Annotated in this window: 12 protein-coding genes, 2 tRNA genes and 2 rRNA genes (1 of these 16 only partly in view); 11 read left to right on the top strand and 5 right to left on the bottom strand. The window is 66.0% G+C overall.

Translation table 11 applies throughout. The features are described from left to right. Nucleotides 1–271: 271 nt before the first annotated feature. On the bottom strand, nucleotides 272–946 hold the full coding sequence (radC, locus tag CSC76_RS15505; RefSeq protein WP_162110878.1) for a RadC family protein: 675 nt from the start codon (nucleotides 944–946) through the stop codon (nucleotides 272–274). Between the two features lie 96 nt (nucleotides 947–1,042). On the opposite strand from radC, the gene coaBC reads away from it, so the two are divergent. Genes coaBC through CSC76_RS15490 form a run of 3 tightly spaced genes read left to right on the top strand, consistent with a single transcriptional unit; the run spans nucleotide 1,043 to nucleotide 5,075 of the window. Further along, nucleotides 1,043–2,272: a bifunctional phosphopantothenoylcysteine decarboxylase/phosphopantothenate--cysteine ligase CoaBC gene (coaBC, locus tag CSC76_RS15500; RefSeq protein WP_162110877.1), complete on the top strand. Its 1,230-nt coding sequence runs from the start codon at nucleotides 1,043–1,045 to the stop codon at nucleotides 2,270–2,272. Further along, nucleotides 2,269–2,733, top strand: coding sequence for a dUTP diphosphatase (gene dut, locus CSC76_RS15495; RefSeq protein WP_162110876.1), 465 nt, complete (start codon nucleotides 2,269–2,271; stop codon nucleotides 2,731–2,733). The genes coaBC and dut overlap by 4 nt, the downstream gene beginning before the upstream one ends. Nucleotides 2,734–2,747: 14 nt before the next feature. Further along, complete coding sequence (locus CSC76_RS15490; protein ID WP_162110875.1) at nucleotides 2,748–5,075, top strand: phosphomannomutase/phosphoglucomutase; 2,328 nt, start codon at nucleotides 2,748–2,750, stop codon at nucleotides 5,073–5,075. 90 nt (nucleotides 5,076–5,165) lie between these two features. Here CSC76_RS15490 and CSC76_RS15485 read toward each other — a convergent pair whose 3' ends face one another. Beyond that, a complete protein-coding gene (locus tag CSC76_RS15485; RefSeq protein WP_238395013.1) occupies nucleotides 5,166–5,879 on the bottom strand; it encodes a hypothetical protein in 714 nt (237 codons plus the stop codon). A gap of 17 nt (nucleotides 5,880–5,896) precedes the next feature. After that, entirely contained in the window at nucleotides 5,897–6,568 is a 672-nt protein-coding gene (gene pyrE / locus CSC76_RS15480; RefSeq protein WP_162110874.1) for an orotate phosphoribosyltransferase, read from the bottom strand. Between the two features lie 113 nt (nucleotides 6,569–6,681). On the opposite strand from pyrE, the gene CSC76_RS15475 reads away from it, so the two are divergent. Genes CSC76_RS15475 through CSC76_RS15465 form a run of 3 tightly spaced genes read left to right on the top strand, consistent with a single transcriptional unit; the run spans nucleotide 6,682 to nucleotide 9,057 of the window. Next, nucleotides 6,682–7,452, top strand: a complete 771-nt coding sequence (locus CSC76_RS15475) for an exodeoxyribonuclease III (RefSeq protein ID WP_162110873.1) — start codon at nucleotides 6,682–6,684, stop codon at nucleotides 7,450–7,452. Further along, a complete protein-coding gene (locus tag CSC76_RS15470) occupies nucleotides 7,452–8,783 on the top strand; it encodes an AmpG family muropeptide MFS transporter (RefSeq protein WP_379606137.1) in 1,332 nt (443 codons plus the stop codon). The genes CSC76_RS15475 and CSC76_RS15470 overlap by 1 nt, the downstream gene beginning before the upstream one ends. Before the next feature lie 46 nt (nucleotides 8,784–8,829). Continuing rightward, nucleotides 8,830–9,057, top strand: a complete 228-nt coding sequence (locus CSC76_RS15465) for a hypothetical protein (protein WP_162110872.1) — start codon at nucleotides 8,830–8,832, stop codon at nucleotides 9,055–9,057. Here CSC76_RS15465 and CSC76_RS15460 read toward each other — a convergent pair. Both CSC76_RS15460 and CSC76_RS15455 read right to left on the bottom strand, forming a co-directional pair. Continuing rightward, nucleotides 9,054–10,193 carry an anhydro-N-acetylmuramic acid kinase gene (locus tag CSC76_RS15460; RefSeq protein WP_162110871.1) on the bottom strand — a complete coding sequence of 380 codons (1,140 nt, stop codon included), beginning with the start codon at nucleotides 10,191–10,193 and terminating at the stop codon, nucleotides 9,054–9,056. The genes CSC76_RS15465 and CSC76_RS15460 overlap by 4 nt on opposite strands. A gap of 73 nt (nucleotides 10,194–10,266) precedes the next feature. Continuing rightward, entirely contained in the window at nucleotides 10,267–11,718 is a 1,452-nt protein-coding gene (locus tag CSC76_RS15455; RefSeq protein ID WP_162110870.1) for a peptidoglycan DD-metalloendopeptidase family protein, read from the bottom strand. A gap of 183 nt (nucleotides 11,719–11,901) precedes the next feature. On the opposite strand from CSC76_RS15455, the gene tyrS reads away from it, so the two are divergent. The 5 genes from tyrS to CSC76_RS15430 all read left to right on the top strand — a co-directional run. Continuing rightward, entirely contained in the window at nucleotides 11,902–13,110 is a 1,209-nt protein-coding gene (tyrS, locus tag CSC76_RS15450) for a tyrosine--tRNA ligase (protein ID WP_162110869.1), read from the top strand. Between the two features lie 439 nt (nucleotides 13,111–13,549). Then, nucleotides 13,550–15,093: ribosomal RNA gene (locus CSC76_RS15445) — 16S ribosomal RNA — on the top strand. Between the two features lie 72 nt (nucleotides 15,094–15,165). Then, a tRNA-Ala gene (locus tag CSC76_RS15440) sits at nucleotides 15,166–15,241 on the top strand. 15 nt (nucleotides 15,242–15,256) lie between these two features. After that, nucleotides 15,257–15,333: transfer RNA gene (locus tag CSC76_RS15435), tRNA-Ile, on the top strand. A 255-nt stretch (nucleotides 15,334–15,588) separates the two neighbouring features. Then, nucleotides 15,589–16,794: ribosomal RNA gene (locus CSC76_RS15430) — 23S ribosomal RNA — on the top strand; it runs 1,673 nt beyond the window's last position. The 16S and 23S rRNA genes sit together here with 2 tRNA genes alongside, the layout of an rRNA operon.

The following is a 16,794-nucleotide window of genomic DNA, read 5'->3' as shown; positions in this document are numbered from 1 at the left end:
TCTCGTGGGCTCGGAGATGTGTAAAAGAGCCAGGAAGGGGCCAAGTTGGAGATCGCGGGCCCGGGCTTCATCAATTTGCACCGCGGCCCCGGCGCCTACCAGCGCGAAGTCGCCACCGCGCGGGCGCAGGGCATCGATGCCCTGGGCGATCAAGGCGCGGAGGGAAGCTTTCACGGGAGACCGTCGTGTTGCGTGGGAACCGCCTATTCTAGGTTTTCCCGGCCCCTGAGTGGGCTCGTCGCGGTTCAGGTGGGGCGGTGGTCCTGCCCGTTCATACCCAGCCGCGCGCCGCCATCGACTGCGGTGGCCCGTCGCCGACGACGAAGTGGTCCAGCAGGCGCACGTCGACCAGCGCCAGCGCCTGCTTCAGGCGCTGGGTGACGGCGCGGTCGGCAGCGGACGGTTCTGCGCAGCCGGAGGGATGGTTGTGCCCCACGATCAGGGCCGTGGCGTTGACGGCCAACGCGCGGCGCGCGACCTCGCGCGGATGCACTTCGGCGCTGTCCACCGAGCCCTGGAACAGTTCCTCGAACCCCAGCACGCGGTGGCGGGTGTCGAGGAACAGAGCGGCGAACACTTCCTGCCGCCGTCCCCGCAGCCGCTGCGCGAAATAGCGGCCGGCGGCCTCCGGGTCGCTGATGGCGTCGCCACGCTCCAGCGAGGCGTGCAGCAGGCGGTTGCCCAGTTCCAGCGCCCCGGCCAGGGCGCAGGCGCGGGCCGGGCCCAGGCCGGGCAGCGTGGTCAGTTCGGACGGGGGTCGTTCCAGCAGGGCACGCAGCGGGCCATGCTGGGCGAGCAGTTCGCGCGCCGTGGCGACGGCGTCGCGCCCGTGCAGGCCCGAGCCCCGGAAGATCGCCAGCAGTTCGGCGTCGCTGAGGCTGCCGGCACCCCGCGCCAGCAGCTTTTCGCGGGGACGTTCTTCGTGGGGCCAGTCGCGGATGTGCATGGACGCACTGTCGCGAATGCATGAGTCGGACGGCATCGGGCGGCAACGGCCGTTCGGGTAAGCTAATCGCCTGTATCGACGTAGGAATGGGCCGACGTGACGGGATCGGACAAGACACAGGGCCTGGCGGGGCGTCGCCTGCTGCTGTGCGTGGGAGGCGGGATTGCCGCCTACAAGGCGCTTGAACTGGTGCGCCGCCTGCGCGATGCGGGCGCGCAGGTGCAGGTCGCCATGACCGCCGGGGCGCAGCAGTTCGTCACGCCGCTGAGCTTCCAGGCGCTGTCCGGACACCCCACCCGCACGTCCCTGTGGGACAGCGCGGCCGAGCAGGCGATGGGCCATATCGAACTGGCGCGCTGGGCGGACCAGGTAATCGTCGCGCCCGCCACCGCCGACCTGATGGCGCGCCTGGCGCATGGGCTGGCCGACGACCTGGTCACCACGTTGTGCCTGGCGACCACCGCGCCGGTCATGATCGCGCCGGCGATGAACCACCGCATGTGGGAACACCCCGCCACCCAGGCCAACCTGGCCACGCTGCGTGGTCGTGGCGTGCGGGTGGTGGGGCCGAACGACGGGCCGCTGGCCGAGGGCGAATCCGGTCCCGGCCGGCTCGCCGAGCCAGGCGAGATCGTGGCCGCACTGGCCAACCGCGCCGGGGATGGTCCGTCGGTGCCGCAGGACCTCGCCGGACTGAAGGTGGTGGTCAGTGCGGGCCCCACCTATGAGGACCTGGACCCGGTCCGCTACCTGGGCAACCGCAGCAGCGGCAAGATGGGCTTCGCTGTCGCCGCCAGCGCCGCAAAGCGTGGCGCGGCGGTCACCCTGGTCGCCGGACCCGTGCACCTGCCCACGCCGCCGGGCGTGACCCGCGTGGATGTGCGTTCCGCCGCGCAGATGCACCAGGCCGTGTTCGCCGCCCTGCCGGCCGACGTCTACATCGGCGCCGCGGCCGTGGCCGACTACACCCCGCGCGTGCCGGCCGCCGACAAGATCAAGAAATCCAGCGAATCGCTGGCGCTGGACCTGGTGCGCACCCCGGACATCCTGGCCGAGGTCGCGGCGCAGACGCAGGCGCTCAAGCTGGTGGTGGGCTTCGCCGCCGAGACCAACAACGTGGCCGAGTACGCGCGCAAGAAGCTGGAAGCCAAGCGGCTGGACATGATCGTGGCCAACCGCGTGGGCATCGCCGATGGCGGGTTCGAGAGCGACCGGAACGCGATGACGGCCTACTGGAAGGAAGGCGAGCGCAGCTTCGCCTCGGCGCCCAAGACGCAGCTGGCGGACGAACTGATCGACCTGATCGTGGAGCGACTGAACGCATGAGCGCATCCCGCGCGGTTGAAGTGAAGCTGTTGGACCCCCGCTTCGGCGACGAATGGCCGCTGCCGGCCTACGCCACCGAAGCCAGCGCCGGCATGGACCTGCGTGCGGCGCTGGATGCACCGCTGGTGCTGGAACCGGGTGACGCCGCGCTGGTGCCCAGCGGCATAGCCCTGCACCTGGGCGATCCGCAGCTGTGCGCAGTGGTGCTGCCCCGCTCGGGGCTGGGCCATCGGCACGGCATCGTGCTGGGCAACGGCACCGGCCTGATCGACGCCGACTACCAGGGGCCGCTCCTGATCAGCGTCTGGAACCGCGGACACGAGGCCTTCACCATCCAGCCGGGCGACCGCATCGCCCAGGTCATGGTGCTGCCGGTCGTGCGCGTGAGCCTGCAGGTGGTGGATACTTTCGCCGACAGCGCACGGGGGACGGGTGGTTTCGGCCACACCGGCGTGCGGTGACAGGGGACAAGCCGATGAACACGACGAACGACAAGCGTCTGCGGATGCCCGTGGGCGATACGCGGCGTGCGCTGCCGCTGCTGGCGGTGCTGTTGCTGCTGCTGGCCGGCCTGCTGGCCTGGAGCGGGGTGCGGCAATGGCGCGATGCGGCCCTGCTCGACGACATGCAGCGCGCCCGCGATGCGGCGGCCTCGGCGGTGGAGAGCGCCTACCGCGCCCAGACCGGACAGCTGGCCCAGCGCCTGGCGTCGGCACCGGTGAAGGCTGCATTGGACCGCAACGACAGCGCCGCCGCTGTCGCGGCGCTGCGCGAGGGATGGACGGGCGTCGAGCAGGTCGAGATCCATGACGGCGCGCTGGAGTCGGCCTATGCCGACGCGGCGGCCTTCGGCTTCAGCAAGCTCGCGCTGCTCGAGGCGGGCATGCAGGGCGAGGCGGTGGCGGCCCGGGTGGTGAGGGATGGCAAGACCACGGCCTTCGGCCTGGCGGCGGCCGTTCCGCAGGGTGTGGTGTACGTACGCCTGCCGCTGGCGCAATTGACCGGCGGATTCGACGGCGTGGCCGTGCCCGCGGGCGGCTACCTGGCGTTGCGGCAGGGCGCGTTCAACGTGCGCGAGCGCGGCAACGCCGGCCTGCAGGATGGCGCCGAACGCATGGCGCACGCAGTCGGCAAGACCGGCCTGCGCGTGGCCACCGCCGTGCCGGACAGCGAACCGGGCCCGCTGGGCCTGGGCGCGATTCCCGCGCTGGTGGCCGCAGGCCTGCTGGCGGCGCTGGCCGTACTGGCGCTGCTGGTGGCGCGGGGCGGCATCCGCCTGCCCCGATTCGGAAAGAAGGGAGTCCTCATCGACGAAACCGACGAGCCCACCCTGGGCGAAGCGCTGCTGCGCGAACCACCGCCAATGCCCGCCACCCGCGAGGCGCGCGCGCAGGAAGAGGGCGGCCCTCCCGACCGCAGTGCGGTCGAGGTCGACCCGGGCATCTTCCGCGCCTACGACATCCGCGGCATCGTCGGAAAGACGCTGAACATCGAGGTGGCCGAGCTGATCGGCCTGGCGATCGGCTCGGTGATGCGCGACGAGGACCTGGCCGACATCGTGGTCGGGCGCGATGGGCGCCTGTCCGGTCCCGATCTGGTCGGCGGGCTGATCAGCGGCCTGCGCAAGGCCGGCCGCAACGTCATCGACATCGGCCTGGCGCCCACGCCGGTCGCGTACTTCGCCGCCTACCACCTGCGTACCGGCAGCAGCGTGGCGGTGACCGGCAGCCACAACCCGCCGGACTACAACGGGTTCAAGATCGTGGTCGGCGGCCAGACGCTGTCCGGCGATGCGATCACCGACCTCTACGAACGCATCCGCGACAACCGGCTGCACGTCGCCAACGTGCCCGGCGACCTGCAGCAGCGCGACGTGTCGGCCGACTACATCCAGCGCATCGCCGACGACGTGCAGCTGGAGCGGCCGCTTAAGGTGGTGGTGGATGCCGGCAACGGCGTGGCCGGCGACATCGCGCCGCAGCTGCTGGAGGCGATCGGCGCGGACGTCATCCCGCTGTACTGCGAAGTCGATGGCACCTTCCCCAACCACCACCCCGACCCCAGCGAGCCGCACAACCTCGAGGACCTGATCCAGACGGTCAAGCGCTTCGACGCCGACATCGGCCTGGCCTTCGACGGCGACGGCGACCGGCTGGGCGTGGTGACCAGGGAAGGCGAGGTGATCTTCCCCGACCGCCTGCTGATGCTGTTCGCCGCCGACGTGCTGGAGCGCAATCCCGGCGCGCTGATCATCTACGACGTGAAGTGCACCGGGAAGCTGCAGGGCTGGGTGCTGCGCCACGGCGGCACGCCGATGATGTGGAAGACCGGGCACTCGCTGATCAAGGCGAAGATGCGCGAGAGCGGCGCCGAACTGGCCGGCGAGATGAGCGGGCACTTCTTCTTCCAGGAGCGCTGGTACGGGTTCGACGACGGCCTCTATTCGGCCGCCCGCCTACTGGAGATCCTCGCCAACCGGGCCGAGACGCCGTCCGAGGTGCTGGCCGCGCTGCCCGACGGCGTGTCCACGCCGGAGATCAAGGTGGATGTACCGACGGGTACGCCCCACGAGATCGTGGCGCGGTTCGTCGAGGGCGCCAGCTTCGAGGGTGCGCGCCTGTCCACGATCGATGGCCTGCGCGCGGACTGGGACGATGGCTGGGGCCTGGTGCGCGCGTCCAACACCACGCCGATCCTGGTGCTGCGCTTCGAAGCCGACAACACCGAAGCGCTGGAACGCATCAAGACCGAGTTCCGCACCCGCCTGCAGGCGCTGGCGCCGGAGCTGACGATGACGTTCTGAGGCCGCCGCCTGAACGGGAAGCCGACGACGCCGGGCATGCCCGGCGTCGTCGCATCCAGGGCCCCGGCATCGCGCCGGTCCGGAAGTGGATCAGCGGCGGGCGGGTGCCTGCGCGTCGGGAGGCGCGTCGGCCGGGGCGGTGGCGGCGGCTTCGGCCTGCTCCGCGGTGACGCCCTTCATCGCGCGGAAGCGCTGCAGGGTGTCGGCGATCTCCAAGTCCAGCTCGGCACGCTGGCTTTCGAAGCTCTGCTGCAGACGGCGGGTACGCACCAGTTCGGCGTGGCGCTGGTGGATCGAGGCGGCCATCTCGGCGGTGACCGGCTTGCCGGCCAGCTCGCGGTCGCCGGCGGTCTGCAGCAGGCTGATCAGGCCTTCGCGCAGGCTGACCGCGTTGTAGCGCGCGGTCTGCACATTGTTGTCGACGATGGCGGTGCGTTCGTTGAACACGCGGCGCAGGTCGTCCTCGCTGCGGTACGACAGCAGCATGGCCGCATCGGTGCGTCGACGCGTCTCCGCGGCGGCCGCATCCATCTGCCGCTGCTGTGCCTCGACGGCGGCCTGGGCACGCTCCTCGGCGGTCAGGGCCCGCTCCACGCCACCCGTGCGCAGGCCGCTGCTGGCGCTGATCTCGTCGCGCGCGGCATTCACGGCGTCGGCGGGCAGGGCGTCGCTGCAGACGCGCTGGCCCTTCTCCTGCCAGCAGAACAGTTTCTTGGCGCCGGCGGCGCCCTTGTCCTGCGCCAGCGCGCAGGGCATCGCCACCAGCGCAGCGGTGGCCAGCAGGATGGATGTGCGGACAGTCATGGCAGCCCCCTGCTGCATCAGTCCTGGGTCGCGCTGCCGTAGCGGGCCCGGTAGGCCAGCAGGTCGTCGCGATGGCGGACAAGGTCGGCGCTTTCGCCGGCAAATGCAAGCAGGTCGCGCAGGTTGGCCACGGCCACCACGGGGACGCCGGTTTCCTCGGCGACGGATTGCGCCGCCGAACGGCGCGGCGCGGCCGCGCCCGGTTCACCCAGCACTTCCTGACGGTCGAGCGCGACGACGATCCCGGCCGGGGTGCCGCCACCGGCGCGGATCAGGCCCAGCGCCTCGCGGATCGCGGTACCGGCGGTGATCACGTCGTCGACGACCAGCACGCGCCGGTCTTCCAGTGGCGCGCCGATTAGCAGACCGCCCTCGCCATGGTCCTTGGCTTCCTTGCGGTTGAAGGCCACGGGCAGGTCGCGCCCGCGGCGGGCGAACTCGCAGGCCAGTGCCGTCGCCAGCGGGATGCCCTTGTAGGCCGGGCCGAACAGCAGGTCGAACTGCAGGCCGGCTTCTTCGATCGCGTCCGCATAGCAGGCGGCCAGGCCGGCCAGGAGCGTGCCGCTGTCGAAGCGGCCGGCGTTGAAGAAGTAGGGACTCTGCCGGCCCGATTTCAGCGTGAACTGGCCGAAGCGCAGGGCCTGCGCGTGCAGGGCGAGCTGGAGGAAACGGGCGCGATGGTCGGTCATGGGGGCAGGGACTGAACAGGACGGGGGACAGGATAACCGCCGCGGCCTGCGCGCCGCGCGGTCCGGGCGCCGGTTCGGGTACGCTTGCCCGGTTTCCGACAAACGAAGTATCCATGCGCATCATCAGCTTCAACGCCAACGGCCTGCGCTCGGCGGCCACCAAGGGATTCTTCGACTGGTTCGCCGCGCAGGACGCCGACGTGCTGTGCGTGCAGGAGACCAAGGCGCAGGAACACCAGCTGGCCGGCCCCGAGTTCCTGCCCACCGGGTACAAGGCCTGGTTCCGCGATGCGAGCACCAAGAAGGGTTACAGCGGGGTGGCGATCTACGCCAAGCGCGAGCCGGACGAGATCCGCACGGCCTTGGGCTGGCCGGACTTCGATGAAGAAGGCCGCTACATCGAGGCACGCTTCGGCGACCTGAGCGTGGTCTCGTTCTACATCCCGTCCGGTTCGTCGGGCGAGGAGCGCCAGGGCTTCAAGTTCAAGGTCATGGAATGGCTGGCGCCGGTGCTGGACGAGTGGCGCCGCAGCGGCCGCCATTACGTGCTGTGCGGCGACTGGAACATCGTGCGCAGCCGGCTGGACATCAAGAACTGGACCAGCAACCAGAAGAACTCCGGCTGCCTGCCGCCCGAGCGCGACTGGTTGAACGCGATGTGCGTGGACGACGGCGGCTGGGTCGATGCCTACCGCGTACTGCACCCGGAAGGCCAGGACTACACCTGGTGGAGCAATCGCGGTGCCGCGCGCGCCAACAACGTGGGGTGGCGGATCGACTACCAGTTCGTCACCCCGTCGCTGCGTGATCGCCTGAAGGCCTGTTCGATCTACCGCGAGCAGCGCTTTTCCGACCATGCACCCTTCACGGTGGACTACGCCTGATGACGATCTCCAGCGATCGCCCGTCCAAACCCTCGGTCTGGCGCGCGTTCGCGCAGCCGTCGGCATGGACGATGTTCTTCTTCGGCTTCGCCTCGGGCATGCCGTTCCTGCTGGTGGCCGGCACGCTGGCGTACTGGTTGACCGAGAACGGGCTGGAACTGAAGAACATCACCCTCATCGCAAGCGCCGGCCTGAGCTACACGCTGAAGTTCCTGTGGGCGCCGCTGGTGGATCGCTGGCGTCTGCCGCTCATCGGACGGTTGGGTCAGCGGCGCGGCTGGCTGTTGTTCGCGCTGGCCGTGGTCATCGTCGGCCTTCTGCTGATGGCGCATCTGACCCCCGGCCGGCTGGCGCCTTTCGTCTGGGTCACCCTGATGACGGCGTTCGCCGGCGCCACCCTGGATATTGCGGTGGATGCCTACCGCATCGAGATCGCGCCGCAGGAATCGCAGGGCGCGCTGCTGGCCACTTACTCGCTGGGCTACCGCATCGCGCTGATCATCACCGGTGCACTGGCCCTGATGCTGGCCGATCAGGTGTCGTGGCCGCTGGTCTACCAGGCCATGGCGGTCGTGATGCTGGTGCCGGTGGTGGCGGTCCTGCTGTCGCGCGAACCGGATGTGGTGCGGATACGGATGACCACGTGGGGCGAGGGCTTGCGGGAAGGCGTCGTGGAGCCGTTCGTCGATTTCTTCCGCCGCTTTGGTGCCGCGCTGGCCATCGCCCTGTTCGCCTTCATTCTGCTGGCGAAGATTTCCGACCAGTCGCTGGGCGGCGGCATCATGGCGCCGTTCTACCTCAGCCAGGGGTTCACCAAGACCGAGATCGGCGCGGTATCGAAGATCTGGGGCGTCTGGGTGGGCCTGGTCGGCGTATTCATCGCTGGCATCGCCGTCGCGCGCTGGGGCGTCAAGTGGCCGCTGCTGGCGGGCATCGTGCTGGGGGCGATCAGCAACCTGCTGTACGTGTGGCTGATCGGCGCCGACGGCGACGTGTGGAAGCTCACGCTGGTGATCTCCGGCGAGAACCTCGCCCAGGGCTTCCAGGGCACCACGCTGGTGGCGTTCCTGTCGGCGCTGGTCAACCAGCGCTTCACGGCCACCCAGTACGCGCTGTTCTCGTCGCTGGTGATGCTGCCGGGCAAGCTGCTGGGCGCGGTGTCGGGGGGCATCGTGGAGCAGACGGGCTACGGGGTCTACTTCTGGATCACTGCCTTGGTGGCGATCCCGGCGGTCGCGCTGTTCTTCTGGCTGGCGCCGCGCATCCGGTTCGGCGGCGACCATGAGCCGGCAAGCGGCATCGACCGGTCGGTGGACGGCGCACCGGACTGAGCGCGTGCGCTAAAGTCCGGCCAAGGGGCATCCAGGGGACGGGGCAATGACCGACATCGTGCTGAAGGACGTGGATCCGATCCTCGCTGAGCGTATCCGCCGCGTCTCGCAGGCGCGGGGATGGCCGATCCACGACACCATCTTCAACCTGCTGGAGCAGGGCCTGTTCGTCTGCGAAGCCGAAGTGCGCGGCGGCTTCGACGATCGTGAAGTCAACGTGCTGGCCGAAGCCATCAGCGCCCTGAAGGACGTGCCGCCCGGCAAGGGCTTCTAGGCGGGGAACACCGTGCCCAGGATGCGGCGCCCCGAGGCGCCGGTGACGGCCGGCAGATTGCCGGGGCGGCCCGCCAGCGTTTCGCGGGCCAGCCACGCGAAGCCCATCGCTTCCACGTAGTCCGGTTCCAGGCCATGCATCGCGGTCGACTCCACGATGGCCTGCGGCAGGTAGGCGGCCAGTCGCGCCATCAGCGCCGCATTCCGCACGCCACCCCCGCAGACCAGCACCCGGCGGGTGTCCGGCTGGGTCATCTGCAGCGCGTCGGCGACCGTGCGTGCGGTCAGGTCCAGCAGGGTCGCCTGCACGTCGGCGGGCGACAGGGCCGTCTCCCCCATGCGTGCCTGCAGCCACTCCAGGTGGAAATGCTCGCGCCCGGTGCTCTTGGGCGGCGGCAGCGCGAACCAGGGGTCCGCAAGCAGGCGCGCCAGCAGCACCGCGTCGACCTGTCCGCTGGCCGCGAAGGCGCCGTCGGCATCGTACGCACGACCGGTGTGGCGCTCGCACCAGGCATCCATCAGCGCATTCGCCGGGCCCGTGTCGAAGCCGCGGACCTCCCCGCGGACCGGTAGCAGCGTGAAATTGGCGATGCCGCCCAGGTTGAGTACCGCCCGGTCTTCCTGCGGCGAGCCCAGCAGCGCGGCGTGGAAGGCGGGCATCAGCGGTGCGCCCTGGCCGCCGGCGGCCACGTCGCGGCGGCGGAAATCGGCCACCGTGGCGATGCCGCTGCGGTCGGCGATGACATTGCCATCGCCCAGCTGCCAGGGGAAGGGAGGATCGGCCTGCGGACGGTGGCGGATGGTCTGGCCGTGCGAGCCGATCGCCCGCACGCGGCCGCGCGGTACGCCGGCGTCCTGCAGCAGCGACAGGGCCGCGTCGGCGAAGGCCAGCGCCACCGTCGCATCCAGCGCACCGAGTGCATCCAGCGACACGGTGTCCGCGCCCTGGCCCAGGGCGACCAGCCGGGTACGCGTCGCCTCGTCCCAGGCGAACGTACGGCCGTGCATGAGCTGGCAGCGAAGCGCGCGCCCTTCGCCCTCGAACCGGACCAGGGCGGCATCGATACCATCGGCGCTGGTGCCCGACATCAGGCCCAGGTAGAGCTCGGAGGCGGGGGCATCGGTGGCTTCGGTCATGCGGGATCGTCGGACAAAGAAAAAGGCGGGACAGTGTCCCGCCTTTTCGGATATCCCGCCATGTGCGGCCGGCTCAGCCCTTGCCGTTCTTCTTGCCGACGGCAGGCTTGGCGGTCGCCACGGTCGTGGCGGGCTTCGCCGCGTCTTCGGCGGGGCCGACATCGGCGTAGATGATGTCCTCGACGGTGCGGATGCGCGCCAGCGCATTCGAGGTGTAGGTGCGGAACGCCGCCAGCTGCGCCCCGGACAGCGGCTCGGGTGGCGGCATCGTCACCGACAGCGGGTTGCGGTGCACGCCGTTGATGCGGAATTCGTAGTGCAGGTGGGGGCCGGTGGACAGGCCCGTCGTGCCGACGTAGCCGATCACGGTGCCCTGCGCCACGCGCTGGCCCTGCTTGATCTTGCCCAGCCGCGACATGTGCGCGTACAGCGTGGTGTGGCCGCGGCCGTGGTCGAGGATCACGGTGCGGCCGTAGCCGCCCTGCCAGCCGGCGAACTGCACGCGCCCGTCGCCTGCCGCCATGATCGGCGTGCCCGTCGACGCCGCGTAGTCCACGCCCTTGTGCATGCGCATGGTGCCCAGCACGGGATGGCGCCGCGCGCCGAACTTGGAACTCATGCGCGCATACGCGATGGGCATGCGGATGAAGTTCTTTTTCAGCGGCCGGCCGGCAGCGGTGAAGTACTCCGGCTTGCCGCCAGGACGAGTGAACCGGAAGCCGGAGTACAGCTTGCCGTCGACAGTGAAGGTGGCCGCCTGCACCGGTCCCGTGCTGATCAGTTCGCCCTCGCGCCAGGTCTGCTCGACCACCACGCTGAAACGGTCGTCCGGTCCCAGGTCGGAGTTGAAGTCGATGTCGTACTTGAAGATCTCGTCGGTCATCGAGTTGATGTTGGCCGACGTCAGCCCCGCCTTGCGTGCCGACCGGTTCAGCGAACGTCCCACCTTGCCGCTCAGCACGACGGTGCGGGTGGTCGTCTCGCGCGCGATGACCCGCTCGGTGATCTTGTCGGTGCCCACCACCAGTTCCACGCGGTGGCTGGGGTCGCGGTCGTAGCGCAGCGTGCGCAGGCTGCCGGTGACGGGCAGGTCGAAGGCGATCTCGGTGCCCGGCTTCAGGCGCGTCAGCGCCTTCTTCGCATCGCTGTTCTCCAGGATGCGGTGCAGCGTGGCGGCGGGAATGCCCAGTTCCTCGAAGATGGCCCCCATGGTCTGGCCCGGCTTCACGCGGACCACCTGCCAGCTGTCGCCGGCGGTACCGGCCTGGCGCGCGGCGGACAGCTCGGGCAGTTCGAGCAGCAGGGTGTTGCGGGGCTGGGAGACGGGTGCCTGGATGGCGCTGGAGAAGCCCGGCACGATGGTGGCCATCAACACGCCGATGGTGGTGAACAAACTGGCGTGGATCCAGTGGCGGCGCGTCCAGCGGCCTTCCGGCAGATGCCGCTTCACGGCGGTCTCCCGAAGCACGCCAAGGCGCTCGCGGAACTGTTGCTTGCGGCTGTTGCCGCCCCCATGACTCTGCATCAAGGTTGCACCCCGGGGCCAAGGCAAAGCCCCAATCGGCGTACCATAGACACGCGAAGACTTCGCGTCAAACCATTGAGTCAAATGGTTTTTTTGATTGGTATCACTGTTTACCTTCTTTTAACGGTAACTTCACCTCACTGACTTGCCCTTCACGGGCGCCCCTGACTGGAACTGTTCCCCGTGTCCTCCGCTGAAGCTCTTGCCCTGATCGGCCGCGGCGCCGATGAAATCCTCAAGCCCGAAGAACTGGAGGCGCGCCTGAAGCTCGGTCGCCCGTTGCGTGTGAAGGCGGGGTTCGACCCGACGGCGCCCGATCTTCATCTGGGCCATACCGTGCTGCTCAACAAGATGCGGCAGTTCCAGGACCTGGGGCACCAGGTGATCTTCCTGATCGGCGATTTCACCGGGATGATCGGTGACCCCACCGGCAAGAACGTCACCCGCAAGCCGCTGACCCGCGAGGACGTGCTGGCCAATGCCCGCACCTACGAGGACCAGGTCTTCAAGGTGCTGGATCGCGAAAGGACGGAAGTCCGCTTCAACTCCGAATGGTTCGGCAGGATGGGCGCGGCGGACATGATCCGCCTCGCCGGCCAGCACACCGTGGCCCGCATGCTGGAGCGCGACGACTTCGCCAAGCGCTATGCCGCCCAGCAGTCCATCGCCATCCATGAGTTCCTGTACCCGCTGGTGCAGGGGTACGACTCCGTGGCGCTGCAGGCGGATATCGAACTCGGTGGCACCGACCAGAAGTTCAACCTGCTGATGGGCCGGGGGCTCCAGGAGCACCACGGCCAGGCGCCGCAGATCGTGCTGACCATGCCGCTGCTGGAAGGGCTGGATGGCGTCAACAAGATGTCCAAGTCGCTGGGTAACTACATCGGCGTCAGCGAGCCGGCCATCGACATCGTCACCAAGACCATGAAGATCGGCGACGACCTGATGTGGCGCTGGATCGAGCTGCTGAGCTTCGAGATCGGTGTGACCGAAGCGGCCGCACTCCGGCAGTCGGTCGCCGACGGCGGGCTGAATCCGCGCGACGTCAAGCTGCGCCTGGCGCGCGAACTGGCGGTCCGCTTCCATGGTGCCGCCGATGCCGAAAAGGCGATCGCCGGCTGGCATGCCGTGGTCACGGGGCAGGGAGACACCTCGCTGCTGGAGCTGAAGGAGGTGAGCGTGCCGGCAGAGGGGATCCGCATCGCGGTGCTGCTGACGATGGCCGGCATCACGCCCAGCAACTCCGAAGCCAACCGCAAGCTCAAGGAGCGGGCGGTCAAGGTGGAAGGGGAAGTGGTCGAAGACGCCGGCCTTCAGCTGATGCCAGGTTTCGAGGGCGTCCTGCAGGTAGGCAAGCGCAATTTCGCGCGTGTCCGTCTGGTAGCGGGCTGAGCAGGCCGTGGCTGCCTGAAGGCCGGTCGCCGGGACGTGAAAAATTCCGTCCGCACCCCTTCCCAAAGCTGACAGACCCCGCCATACTTTCCCTCCCCCGACGCACGGGGCCTTGCCGGACCGGCAGGGCGCCAGAAGAAGGGAAACGAATCGCCAACAACTTCGAAAAAAGATGTTGACGAAACGAAAAAGTCCGCCATAATAGGCGGCTCACCTCGACGGAAACGACGGGGTTGCGAAGGAAGGCGCTGAGGCCGACTTCGAGTTCTTTGAAAGTGTGCGCAGGTGACTTGTGTGGGCGCCTGCAGGAAGGACTAGCTGTCCATCTTGCAGACGTTCGATTCATGAGCATCTTGTCAATTGTAGAAATGCAAGCGATACGTAAAGCTTGTGATCGAGCTCTGCAGCTAAATGTTTTTGCCTTCGGGCAATGCAGTTTTAAGTGAAGAGTTTGATCCTGGCTCAGAGTGAACGCTGGCGGTAGGCCTAACACATGCAAGTCGAACGGCAGCACAGGAGAGCTTGCTCTCTGGGTGGCGAGTGGCGGACGGGTGAGGAATACATCGGAATCTACCTTTTCGTGGGGGATAACGTAGGGAAACTTACGCTAATACCGCATACGACTACGGGTGAAAGTGGGGGACCGCAAGGCCTCACGCGATTAGATGAGCCGATGTCCGATTAGCTAGTTGGCGGGGTAATGGCCCACCAAGGTGACGATCGGTAGCTGTGCTGATAGGATGATCAGCCACAATGGAACTGAGACACGGTCCAGACTCCTACGGGAGGCAGCAGTGGGGAATATTGTACAATGGGCGCAAGCCTGTTCCAGCCATACCGCGTGGGTGAAGAAGGCCTTCGGGTTGTAAAGCCCTTTTGTTGGGAAAGAAATCCTGTCGATTAATACTCGGTGGGGATGACGGTACCCAAAGAATAAGCACCGGCTAACTTCGTGCCAGCAGCCGCGGTAATACGAAGGGTGCAAGCGTTACTCGGAATTACTGGGCGTAAAGCGTGCGTAGGTGGTGGTTTAAGTCTGCTGTGAAAGCCCTGGGCTCAACCTGGGAATTGCAGTGGATACTGGATCACTAGAGTGTGGTAGAGGGATGCGGAATTTCTGGTGTAGCAGTGAAATGCGTAGAGATCAGAAGGAACATCCGTGGCGAAGGCGGCATCCTGGGCCAACACTGACACTGAGGCACGAAAGCGTGGGGAGCAAACAGGATTAGATACCCTGGTAGTCCACGCCCTAAACGATGCGAACTGGATGTTGGGTGCAACTTGGCACCCAGTATCGAAGCTAACGCGTTAAGTTCGCCGCCTGGGGAGTACGGTCGCAAGACTGAAACTCAAAGGAATTGACGGGGGCCCGCACAAGCGGTGGAGTATGTGGTTTAATTCGATGCAACGCGAAGAACCTTACCTGGTCTTGACATCCACGGAACTTTCCAGAGATGGATTGGTGCCTTCGGGAACCGTGAGACAGGTGCTGCATGGCTGTCGTCAGCTCGTGTCGTGAGATGTTGGGTTAAGTCCCGCAACGAGCGCAACCCTTGTCCTTAGTTGCCAGCACGTAATGGTGGGAACTCTAAGGAGACCGCCGGTGACAAACCGGAGGAAGGTGGGGATGACGTCAAGTCATCATGGCCCTTACGACCAGGGCTACACACGTACTACAATGGTGGGGACAGAGGGCTGCAAACCCGCGAGGGTGAGCCAATCCCAGAAACCCTATCTCAGTCCGGATTGGAGTCTGCAACTCGACTCCATGAAGTCGGAATCGCTAGTAATCGCAGATCAGCATTGCTGCGGTGAATACGTTCCCGGGCCTTGTACACACCGCCCGTCACACCATGGGAGTTTGTTGCACCAGAAGCAGGTAGCTTAACCTTCGGGAGGGCGCTTGCCACGGTGTGGCCGATGACTGGGGTGAAGTCGTAACAAGGTAGCCGTATCGGAAGGTGCGGCTGGATCACCTCCTTTTGAGCACGACAAGCGCTTCTTGTCAGGCGCCCACACAAGACACCTGCATTTTTCAGAGTAAGCCCGTACAACGGGGCCTTAGCTCAGCTGGGAGAGCACCTGCTTTGCAAGCAGGGGGTCGTCGGTTCGATCCCGACAGGCTCCACCACTGAGGACGACTTTTGGGTCTGTAGCTCAGGTGGTTAGAGCGCACCCCTGATAAGGGTGAGGTCGGTGGTTCGAGTCCTCCCAGACCCACCAAAACCAGGCTGGCCATTACTTCTGAAACCTGCAATCGCACACTAAAAGATTATTTTGAAACGGATCGGCGCTGAAGCCGGCTTCGTGTTCTTTAACAACTTGTGACGTAGCGAGCGTTTTAGATTTTCATCTAGACGTGTCGTTGAGGCTAAGGCGGGGACTTCGAGTCCCTAATAAATTGAGTCGTATGTTCGCGTTGGTGGCTTTGTACCCCATCAACACGGCATGTAACTCCGAGGCGACTTGGGGTTATATGGTCAAGCGAATAAGCGCACACGGTGGATGCCTTGGCGGTCAGAGGCGATGAAGGACGTGGCAGCCTGCGAAAAGTGCGGGGGAGCTGGCAACAAGCATTGATCCCGCAATGTCCGAATGGGGAAACCCACTGCTTCGGCAGTATCCTGCAGTGAATACATAGCTGCTGGAGGCAAACCCGGTGAACTGAAATATCTAAGTAACCGGAGGAAAAGAAATCAACCGAGATTCCCTGAGTAGTGACGAGCGAACGGGGACCAGCCCTTAAGCTGGATTGGTTTTAGAAGAACAGTCTGGAAAGACTGGCCATAGACGGTGACAGCCCGGTATTCGAAAAGACCTTTTCAGTGAAGACGAGTAAGGCGGGGCACGAGAAACCCTGTCTGAACATGGGGGGACCATCCTCCAAGGCTAAATACTCCTGACCGACCGATAGTGAACCAGTACCGTGAGGGAAAGGCGAAAAGAACCCCGGAGAGGGGAGTGAAATAGATCCTGAAACCGTGTGCGTACAAGCAGTAGGAGCCCGCAAGGGTGACTGCGTACCTTTTGTATAATGGGTCAGCGACTTACTGTTCGTGGCAAGCTTAACCGTATAGGGGAGGCGAAGGGAAACCGAGTCTGATAAGGGCGCATAGTCGCGGGCAGTAGACCCGAAACCGGGTGATCTAGTCATGCCCAGGGTGAAGGTGCCGTAACAGGTACTGGAGGCCCGAACCCACTCCCGTTGCAAAGGTAGGGGATGAGGTGTGATTAGGAGTGAAAAGCTAATCGAACCCGGAGATAGCTGGTTCTCCTCGAAAGCTATTTAGGTAGCGCCTCGTATGAATCTTCTTGGGGGTAGAGCACTGTTATGGCTAGCGGGACATCGCGTCTTAGCAAACCATGGCAAACTCCGAATACCAAGACAGAATGTACGGGAGACACACGGCGGGTGCTAACGTCCGTCGTGAAAAGGGAAACAACCCAGACCCACAGCTAAGGTCCCAAATTTCGTGCTAAGTGGAAAACGATGTGGAAAGGCACAGACAGCCAGGAGGTTGGCTTAGAAGCAGCCACCCTTTAAAGAAAGCGTAATAGCTCACTGGTCGAGTCGGTCTGCGCGGAAGATTTAACGGGGCTAAGCACGAAACCGAAGCTTGGGGTGCATAACTTTGTTATGCGCGGTAGAGGAGCGTTCCGTAAGCCTGCGAAGGTGGCTTGAGA

The organism is Pseudoxanthomonas mexicana (genome assembly GCF_010093385.1).
Lineage (GTDB): Bacteria > Pseudomonadota > Gammaproteobacteria > Xanthomonadales > Xanthomonadaceae > Pseudoxanthomonas_A > Pseudoxanthomonas_A mexicana.
Note: the sequence above shows the minus strand (reverse complement) of the source record. Positions and strands in the feature narration are given on the sequence as shown.

Excerpts from the sequence above, each read along its gene's own strand:
- radC (WP_162110878.1), bottom strand. The coding sequence starts at position 946 with ATGCACATCCGCGACTGGCCCCACGAAGAACGTCCCCGCGAAAAGCTG.
- dut (WP_162110876.1), top strand. The coding sequence starts at position 2,269 with ATGAGCGCATCCCGCGCGGTTGAAGTGAAGCTGTTGGACCCCCGCTTC.
- CSC76_RS15490 (WP_162110875.1), top strand. The coding sequence starts at position 2,748 with ATGAACACGACGAACGACAAGCGTCTGCGGATGCCCGTGGGCGATACG.
- CSC76_RS15485 (WP_238395013.1), bottom strand. The coding sequence starts at position 5,879 with ATGACTGTCCGCACATCCATCCTGCTGGCCACCGCTGCGCTGGTGGCG.
- pyrE (WP_162110874.1), bottom strand. The coding sequence starts at position 6,568 with ATGACCGACCATCGCGCCCGTTTCCTCCAGCTCGCCCTGCACGCGCAG.
- CSC76_RS15475 (WP_162110873.1), top strand. The coding sequence starts at position 6,682 with ATGCGCATCATCAGCTTCAACGCCAACGGCCTGCGCTCGGCGGCCACC.
- CSC76_RS15470 (WP_379606137.1), top strand. The coding sequence starts at position 7,452 with ATGACGATCTCCAGCGATCGCCCGTCCAAACCCTCGGTCTGGCGCGCG.
- CSC76_RS15465 (WP_162110872.1), top strand. The coding sequence starts at position 8,830 with ATGACCGACATCGTGCTGAAGGACGTGGATCCGATCCTCGCTGAGCGT.
- CSC76_RS15460 (WP_162110871.1), bottom strand. The coding sequence starts at position 10,193 with ATGACCGAAGCCACCGATGCCCCCGCCTCCGAGCTCTACCTGGGCCTG.
- CSC76_RS15455 (WP_162110870.1), bottom strand. The coding sequence starts at position 11,718 with ATGCAGAGTCATGGGGGCGGCAACAGCCGCAAGCAACAGTTCCGCGAG.